The following is an 8986-nucleotide window of genomic DNA, read 5'->3' as shown; positions in this document are numbered from 1 at the left end:
AACCGAAATAACTGAAGCATCATTGAGACATTGTCCAATATCTTCAGGGATATCGCCTAGTCGGTTTTCCAAAACTTTTTTCACAAAATCACGAGCATTTTCTAACGCTCCAATTTCCTTACCAATTTCCTTACCAATTTCCTTGCCAATTTCCTTGCCAATTTCCTTACCAATTTCTTTACCGCGTTCTATTCCTCGTAACTCCATATTACTCATTAAAGGCATGGTTCTTTCCTCCTCAAATTGTTTAATTTTACTTTCTAAACTTGACTGTAATTCAGGGGATAAAGTCATCATATTGTCGATGATTTCAAACAGTTTAATTATCTGTTCCCTCTCGAACCCCCTGTCATACAATCCCCTGATTAACCTCCACTTCCACTGTTCCCGTTCTGGCAGCTTCCCAGTAGTCGCTTTTGTTTTCAGGTGTGCCATGACTATTATAGCAAAGGGATTGCTACTTGTTTCCAATTAGTCACTGATAACTGATAACTGATAACTGATAACTGATAACTGATAACTGATTAATTGGTGAACTTCAGGAAAGAAGAAATGCAAAAACGCTTCAAAATACTCGGTTAATGCTTCTTTCCAGGGTTCATCATAATTGGCGGTTTCTGATGTCATGTTTATTAAGATGATTTATTTAATATAATAGCCTTTTTCGTTTATGAGTAATTTCTGGAAGTCCCTAGCCAAAATAAATAAGACCCTAAACTATCTCCCTGTAACGCATTAAAAAAACGTTCATCTGCTGTGACCATTTGACAGCTTTTATGCACTGCCAAAGCTAGATAAACATAATTATAAACCACCTGTTGTATTCTCACAGCAATCTGTACTATCACTAAAAATCCGCCCCGAATAATGTTGATGTATCTCTTCAAAAATTCGCCTCGATTCAGCGTGAGTGCGTGTCTGAGTTGTAGTTTTATCTAAGCTTGGTGCTGGTTTAAACGTTACTGTCACCTCTAAATCAGTTTCTTTAACTTCCACGGGAATATCTAAATGCAATATTCGGTCTTCACCCACAGGAGAACGTAATTTAACTTGCTGTATCATGGTTATTTTTCCCCTTTTTTAGCGAGTAATCGACGGTAAACCTCTTGCTACTATAATAGCTATTTATGTCATTTGAGCGCAAACCACTTGACACTGCGACTATTTTGTGCAAACAATCGCCAATTTTTCAAGATTCCTGTAACAAAAATTAACATTTATTAAAAGAAAACGGGTTTCTCAAAGAAACCCGTTTTCTAAATAGTTTCTCGAAGAAACCCGTTTTCTAAAATACCCTAAGTCATAACTCATGATTAATAATTGAGCGAATGTCTTGTATAAATTGCGATGACGTTTGTATAATTATTCCTGTCTGTTCAGCAACTTGTGACGTAAAATCTTTGGTGTTTAAGCTTAGTAATCTATCTGCATTAGCCAATAAAGCGGCTGCAAGAATAGGAGCATCTTTTTCTTCAATAATTTTACAAAATTGTAAGAATTGTTCTTGAGATGGATTCGGTAAAATTTCAGGATTTATCTGGCTGATAAGTTGCTTGAAAATAGGAAGCGCTAAGGGAATTTTTTTATAAAGATTTCGCTGGCATTCTTCTAACACTTGTTCTGAAATAAGTATTTTAAATAAGCCAATTTCAGCCATTGTCAGCACTGCTCGACTTGCACCTGTTTTAGAAGCTGCACCAGCAATTAAGATACTGGAATCAGCAAAAATCCTCTTCATCTTAATGTTTTTCTTGGTATATTTTTTGCCTTTCTTCGTCTAATCCTTGTAATAAATCATTCAGTGTAACATTGGCTTCTTCTCGAATTGTTGTAATTTGGTCAGACAGTTGAGGGACTTTGGGTTGTTGTAAAGTCAACAAAATAATACCCTCAATTTCTATTAAATTTAATAAATCTCCTTCGCAAATATTGAGTTTATCTTGGATAGCTTGAGGAAGATTAATTGTTCCATTTTTTTCTAAGCGAATAGCAAAAGACTTCATGATTGATAAGTAGGTAGGCGTTAAAAATTATCAGATCCCCCCCTTATCAAGGGGGGCAGGGGGGATTGGCACCCCCCTTATCAAGGGGGGCAGGGGGGATCGAACCTTAAATCGATTTTTAATTTAATTATAACCAGCTACTTATTTATTGACGTAATTTATTTAAAATAATAGCATTTTTTGATAGTGCGGTCTGCTCCTCAGAAAATCCAGAAAACGGGTTTCTCAAAGAAACCCGTTTTCTCAATAGTTTCTCAAAGAAACCCGTTTTCTAAGGGGTTAGGTTTCAGGGAGCGCAGGCTGTTCAGTTCTGCGAGGATGGCTGAACTGCCGTTGATTGCGGCGGCTGCCACCGGGTTGAGTCCCCAAAATGCCCCGACTGCCACCACTAACAGGTTGGGCAGAGTAGCGATCGCCAAACTCTCATAGGCAGTGGCAAGGGTATGCCGCGCCAGGGCAAAGGTGTAGCCAAGGGGCTGGAGATCCTGGCTGTGCAAGATGACATCTGCGGCTGCTTCAAAATCCCCTCTCCCTAGAGAAATGACCACCTGATCCTCCCGGGCAGCCAAGCAATCACTACCACTGTCGGTTATCCAAGCCCCCCGCTTACCTTGGCGGCGCAACTGTTCTTGGAGGCCCTCAACAGCAGCCCCATCGGTGGCGAAGTGGATGCACTGAGAAGGGATGCCCCAACTCACCAGCAGCTCCGGGGTAATCAAGTCCTGGAAACTTTCGCGAGTAAAGACCAGAGTATCCACCTGAGCCAGCTTTTCCAGTACCCTGGCATTGCGGATATAAACGCCTTGTCGCGCTGCCGCCGTCAGGGACGAAACCACTGCCAAGGGAGTAACGCCCCGCAGAGAAACCCCGATGTCGAGGGGTAACAGCGCACTCGCACGCCCCAAGTCTCCCGTCAGGATTGCCCAAGTGCCACTCAGGAACAAAGTGGGTAGGATCGCTCCTTGGGCGACGGGTTTGAGGTTCTGGAGTAGTTCGGTTTTTTCGACGGAATCTAGCCACCCTTCCCGAGCTGCCTCGGGAACGGGGGCGAACCGCTGCCGGTCAGAGAGCCAGTGGATTTCTGCATCTTCCTGCTCGAACAGCAGGTATAGCTCGTCTTCTAGCTGTTGGAGCTTGCTCTGGCGTAGGCTCTCCCCCACTGCTGCCAGATTGAGGGCGAGTGCGCCAGCAATGTTGTTACCTTGCAGCAGTTGGTAGCTCAACCAGAGAGCATCGAGGCAGTCTATTGTCACTTGTCCCTGCTGGGTGAGGGCTTGGCCAACCCTCTGCCAGAGAGGAATTGAAGCCGCAAGGACAATTCCCCCCACAATCGAGAAGGGCAGTTCTAGGGGAACAGCAGCGATCGCCACAGCCAGGGTTAAGGCCGGCAGCCCTAAAGTTGGCCAAGTCCCCTGATTCCTAGCCCCGACTTTCTCGCTTGCATCTGGCTCTCTTTCCCGGCCGGCCGCTGGGATAGCCGCTTGCAAGTAATCTAGGATGGCCGTTGCTGACAGCATTTCCGCCGGGTAGGAGACAATCAGGGAGCAGGCAGCGGCATTGATGCGGCTCTCGCTGATGGCAGTGGTTCTCAGCAGCGATCGCTGTAACCGTCTGGCAAATTCGTCATCCCAATTGAGGCGCGGAATGCGAATTCGCAGCCGTCCCGGAATTTGATGGGCGACTTGCCAATCTACCCACTCAGGGGGTGCTGGGGAATTTTCTGCCGCTTGAACTGGTGCGGGAGTCAGACTTGTTGTCGTCATGGTGAGGTGATTCGAGAGGGGCTACCGACTAGCAGCGGGACGAACAAGACATTCAACAGCAGGCTGACAGCAGCGACGTAGATGATACCAGTTTTCGACTTCCATCTAAAAATCGAAAGAAAAGTATTCCCCGAATATACCATAAAAAAATTAGGCGTTGTCAGATCAGAAGAGGAAAGATGCAATGCTCCGGTGCTGATTCGGAGCATCTTTCCATTTGACAACGCCGATTGTAGGGCTAATTCCGGAATTAGCCCTACGCCGATTGTAGGGCTAATTCCACTGCTAAATCGAGCGATTCTTGTTCCCCACTTAAGCCCAACTATCGGCACTATTCGTTCATTAAACACTAATTGTCAAGATGCCATGTAATCTTTCCTATCAAAGTAATTTCAGTTCCGGTGCTGATTCGGAGCATCTTTCAATTTGACAACGCCAAAAATTATGAAAGAAGTGCATTCAGCTAATCTAAGGATAGGCGGTTAAAATGCGTCTTGGCTTAATAAGTAGGTGGGTGGAATTAAATATAAGATGAACGTAGGTTGGGTTGAAGCATGAAACCCAACGCCCGCATGGGTTACGCTACCGCTAACCCATCCTACAAATAATTGTGCATCCCTACTTAGCAATTCTTTAAACACAAACTACCTATCAGATTTTGGAAAATTGGCATAACAAAAGTAACTAAAGGGAAAGCCAAATTTGATTAGGGAGTTGCCAGAAATTGACCGAGAGATAATTCGGCATTAACTAAAGACTTCAACGGGATTAATTTGACAGCACAAGCTTTTAATTCTGGTTGCAGGGAAATCGGACAAGCGGCCGGATGGGTGAGACTATTGGCCTCAGCATTTTCTGCCCATAGGGTCCCCCAGTGCATCGGCACAAAGACACAATTAGGAGCAATTGCTTTGGTAATTAAAGCGGGAAAACGGGCAGAACCGCGACGAGAACGCACCTCCACCCATTCCCCAGCTTCTATGCCCAATTTTGCTGCATCTTGGGGATGAATTTCTATAAAAGGTGCGGGGTGCATTTTGACAATTTTCTCAATGCGGCCGGTGCGAGTTTGGGTGTGCCAGTGACCGTACAAACGCCCCACGGTCAACACTAGGGGATAATCATCGTCCGGGGGTTCCGCTAGACCTTTACTGTGGTAGGCGGCGAAAACAGCACGACCATCGGCAGTATTAAATTTACCATCGGTATAAAGGCGTTTTGCAGCTGTTTTTGGGCTTTTATCGTCATCTTTAACGAAATTACCTAGTAATTCCCCGGAATTAGCGGTTTTAGGGGCGGAAATTTCATCGATGGAATTGGGCCACTGGAGGGGGGTCTCGGCCAGGCGATCATAATTAATCCCTGTCATATCACAAGGACGTTTATATGTCAAGCCGGCAAACTCGGAATATACCTCGGCCGAATCCTGAAAATTAAATTGTGCCTGAAAACCCAAACGGCGACCAACTTCGGCAAAAATTTGCCAGTCGGATATAGCTTGACCGACGGGAGGGCGAAAAGCTTTATTTAACGTCACCATCCGCTCAGAATTGGTCATTGTTCCCGTTTTTTCGCCCCATTGGGCTGCTGGCAGTAATAAATGGGCATAGGCGCTGGTTTCTGTGGGATAGTAGGCATCCTGATAGACAGTAAAAGGTGATTTTAATAGGGCGGCCTTGGTACGTTCTAGATCAGGCATACTAACAGCCGGATTAGTAGCGGCAATCCAAAGAAGTTTGACATCTCCCGTCTCCAAACCAGTAATCATACTCCAAGCATCGCGACCGGGGACGGGAGAAATCCGACCAGCAGGTAAACCCCAAGCTTGTTCCACTTCGGCCCGGTGTTGGGGATTTTTGACGGAACGATAACCGGGGAGAAGATGGCAGAGGCCGCCGGCTTCCCGTCCTCCCATGGCGTTGGGTTGTCCGGTTAGGGAAAAAGGACCGGCCCCCGGTTTACCGATATTAGCCGTCATTAGGTGTAAATTGATTAAAGTGCGGGCTTTGGCCGTGCCTTCGCTGGATTGATTGATACCCATCGACCAGAGGGAAAGCACTCTTTTCGATTCGGCCCAGTAGCGGGCAGCCTTTTCTAAATCGTCGATGGGGATACCGCATTTACGCGCGACGATTTCGGGGGGATAATGGCGGATAATTTCGGCGTATTTGGGGAAATCCCTGGTGCATTTATCGATAAAATAGGTATCGATCGCACCCCAATTCAGTAACAGGTGAGCAATACCGTTAAATAGGTCAATATCAGTCCCCGGGTTAATGGCGAGGTGGAGATTAGCGGCCTCGGCGGTTTTGGTTCTGCGGGGATCAACGACGATTAATTTCGCTTGTTGGTTACGTTTGAGATACTTGTGCAGACGGTTAAAGATGATGGGGTGACATTCGGCTGTATTTGTCCCCACCAGAAAGGCACAATCGGTTAATTCTAGGTCATCGTAACAGCAGGGGGGACCGTCGGAACCGAAACTGTTCAGGTAAGCGGCCACGGCCGAGGACATACAGAGACGGGAATTAGCATCAAAGTTATTGACTCCCAGACAACCCTTGACCAGTTTTTGGGCGATGTAGTAATCTTCGGTGTGAAATTGTCCCGAACCGTATAAACAGATACTTTCCTTTTCCCCCTGAGCGATTAGAGTTTGGATACGGTTAACGATGCGATCGAAGGCCTCTTCCCAAGTACAAGGACGAAATTGCTCTTGGAGGGAATCGCGGATCATCGGGGTTTTGAGGCGATTTTTATCGATTGATTCCGCTACGGTGGCCCCCTTGACACAGATCATACCTTGACTGGAGGGGTGGGACTTGTCCCCAAAGACTTTCCCTGCTTGTCCGGCCGACGCGGGGGGGGTGACTGTCAAACCACAACCTACTCCACAGTAAGGACATTGGGTTTTTGTAGATTCAGTCATAAGCAGTGGGTCTGATTGGTGGCGCTATCTTTGGGCATACTAAGATAGTCCGCAGATTTTCTCGGCAAAATTGTAGTTATTAATACAATTTATTACAGGCCTTAGCTAAATTGCCATTTTCGTGATGCAAATCGCGCATTAAAACTGGCTAGATAAAAAGCATACACTTGTTCTCGTGTTGAAAAAGAATCGGGATAGGATAATAGTAGTCTCTAGGGTGCGGAAAAAGTTTTCAGCCAGTCATGACCTACGAACCTCTACATCATAAGTATCGTCCCCAAACCTTTGCCGATTTGGTGGGACAATCAGCGATCGCCACGACCCTGAGTAATGCCTTAATCAGTGAGCGAATCGCTCCTGCATACCTATTTACTGGACCCAGAGGCACGGGGAAAACCTCCTCGGCGCGAATTTTAGCCAAATCCCTCAACTGTCTGTCTAGTGACCATCCGACGCCGATTCCCTGCGGTAAGTGTTCCGTCTGTCAAGCGATCGCTAATGGTTCCGCTTTAGACGTGATCGAAATTGATGCCGCTAGTAATACCGGTGTGGATAACATTCGGGAAATTATCGAGCGATCGCAATTTGCCCCCGTCCAATGTCGTTATAAAGTCTATGTCATCGATGAATGCCATATGCTCAGTACGGCGGCCTTTAATGCTTTGCTGAAAACTCTGGAAGAACCACCGGATCGAGTGATTTTTGTGCTTGCTACCACGGATCCTCAGCGTGTCTTGCCTACCATCATCTCCCGTTGTCAACGCTTTGATTATCGCCGTATTGCTCTCGATGCCATGGTGGCACACCTGCAAAAAATCGCCCAAATAGAAGCGATCGATATTAACCTAGAAGCATTAACCCTAGTGGCTCAGATCGCTAACGGTGGTTTACGCGATGCGGAAAGTCTCCTTGATCAATTAAGTTTACTCGCAGGAACGATTACGGCCGAGCGAGTCTGGGATTTAGTCGGTGCAGTCCCCGAAAGAGACCTTTTAACCCTACTTAAAGTCATTCATAGCAATATTCCCGATCAAGTTATCGAACAATGTCGCCATCTGATGAATCGTGGTAAGGAACCTTTAATCGTCTTGCAAAATCTAGCGGGATTCTATTTAAACTTACTTTTAGCTAAAACCGCTCCTAATCGTCCAGAAATGGTCGCTGTCACTGCTCCCACTTGGCAGGATTTGTGTACGGAAGCGCGTACTTGGTCTTTAGAGGAAATTCTCCGCGGTCAACAACTGCTTAAAGACAGCGAAACGCAACTAAAAAACACCACTCAACCCCGTCTCTGGTTAGAAGTCACTCTATTAGGACTGTTACCGCAAGCACAGGTGATTCCGCTAGTTGCCACGGTAGCGCCTTCCCGTCCCCAAACCAGCGCCGAGAGGCCCCCTGAAATGATCACAGCGCCGGCGCCGGTGAATGAACCGATAAAACCGGCAGTTATCACCCCGACAACTAGCGTCGCAGTGCCGAAAACTGAGGTTAAAACTGTTACCAGTGATGACAATCATGAACAAATTTGGCAGCAGGTTTTAGAAGTAATGGAACCCCCCACTACTCGCACTCTCCTACGTCAGCATGGCAGTCTTTTTAGTATGGAAGAATCGAGCGCTTATTTAAGCATATCTTCGGAACAATTATTAAAAATGGCCCGGCTACGCTTGACTAATATTGAGTCAGCTTTCGAGGCAGTTTTTCGGCGCCGGATTAAAGTTCATTTACAGGTAGGTTCCGCCACTGATGCCATGGCTGCGGAAGTTTCCCAATCCCCGGCAGCCAAGATGCCACTACCACCAGAAACCGCACCAAATCCACCAATAACTCCCGAAAATAAAGTTATGACCGTGGTGGATATTCCCCCGGTCAAAGAAGCAATTATCGAGAAAAAAGAAGCAAAGATCACCGCGTCGGGAACCCCAAAAACTCCTAGCACAGAACTGCCAGAAAAAATCTTAAATTTTGACTCATCTTTAGGGACATTAGATCAAGATGTTGATGTTAGCGAAATTTTGGCAGCCGCTCAAAAGTTAGCGAAATCTTTTGATGGTGAACTGGTCAATATGGGTTATTCAGTGCCAGAAAATTCGGCCGCAGAAACTAAAGTTAATAAGTCTCTGGAAAATATGACTATCGTGCGCGGGAGACCTGATGTTAACGAAATTTTAGATAGTTTGGAGGAGGACGAAGATCTTCCTTTTTAAGGCTATCTCAACGGCTTGTGCTAAACTAATAGGATATGCCACGTCTCAGGATTGGCTATTCTTGCTCAAATTCTAGCTACTAGA

Annotated in this window: 7 protein-coding genes and 1 pseudogene; 1 reads left to right on the top strand and 7 read right to left on the bottom strand. The window is 46.1% G+C overall.

Going from position 1 to position 8986, the window contains the following annotated elements; translation table 11 throughout:
• The 7 genes and pseudogenes from O9324_RS15830 to O9324_RS15800 form a co-directional block, all read right to left on the bottom strand.
• A pseudogene (locus O9324_RS15830) lies at positions 1–435 on the bottom strand (hypothetical protein); the annotation flags it as partial.
• A gap of 36 nt (positions 436–471) precedes the next feature.
• A complete protein-coding gene (locus O9324_RS15825) occupies positions 472–627 on the bottom strand; it encodes a hypothetical protein (protein WP_287629353.1) in 156 nt (51 codons plus the stop codon).
• A gap of 177 nt (positions 628–804) precedes the next feature.
• Positions 805–1062: a hypothetical protein gene (locus tag O9324_RS15820; protein ID WP_002770636.1), complete on the bottom strand. Its 258-nt coding sequence runs from the start codon at positions 1060–1062 to the stop codon at positions 805–807.
• A gap of 238 nt (positions 1063–1300) precedes the next feature.
• Positions 1301–1738 carry a PIN domain-containing protein gene (locus O9324_RS15815; protein ID WP_287629352.1) on the bottom strand — a complete coding sequence of 146 codons (438 nt, stop codon included), beginning with the start codon at positions 1736–1738 and terminating at the stop codon, positions 1301–1303.
• Position 1739: 1 nt separating this feature from the next.
• Entirely contained in the window at positions 1740–2003 is a 264-nt protein-coding gene (locus O9324_RS15810) for an AbrB/MazE/SpoVT family DNA-binding domain-containing protein (protein WP_002770640.1), read from the bottom strand.
• A 254-nt stretch (positions 2004–2257) separates the two neighbouring features.
• Positions 2258–3766 (bottom strand): HMA2 domain-containing protein, encoded by a 1509-nt coding sequence (locus tag O9324_RS15805; protein ID WP_288140672.1) that lies wholly within the window; start codon positions 3764–3766, stop codon positions 2258–2260.
• 706 nt (positions 3767–4472) lie between these two features.
• Positions 4473–6695, bottom strand: a complete 2223-nt coding sequence (locus O9324_RS15800) for a molybdopterin oxidoreductase family protein (RefSeq protein WP_288140671.1) — start codon at positions 6693–6695, stop codon at positions 4473–4475.
• 242 nt (positions 6696–6937) lie between these two features.
• Here O9324_RS15800 and O9324_RS15795 point away from each other — a divergent pair, with 242 nt between their 5' ends.
• Complete coding sequence (locus O9324_RS15795; protein ID WP_288140670.1) at positions 6938–8902, top strand: DNA polymerase III subunit gamma/tau; 1965 nt, start codon at positions 6938–6940, stop codon at positions 8900–8902.
• Positions 8903–8986 lie beyond the last annotated feature (84 nt).

Source organism: Microcystis sp. LE19-84.1B, assembly GCF_027531875.1.
Lineage (GTDB): Bacteria > Cyanobacteriota > Cyanobacteriia > Cyanobacteriales > Microcystaceae > Microcystis > Microcystis panniformis.
This window is presented reverse-complemented; position numbering and strand designations above follow the sequence as displayed.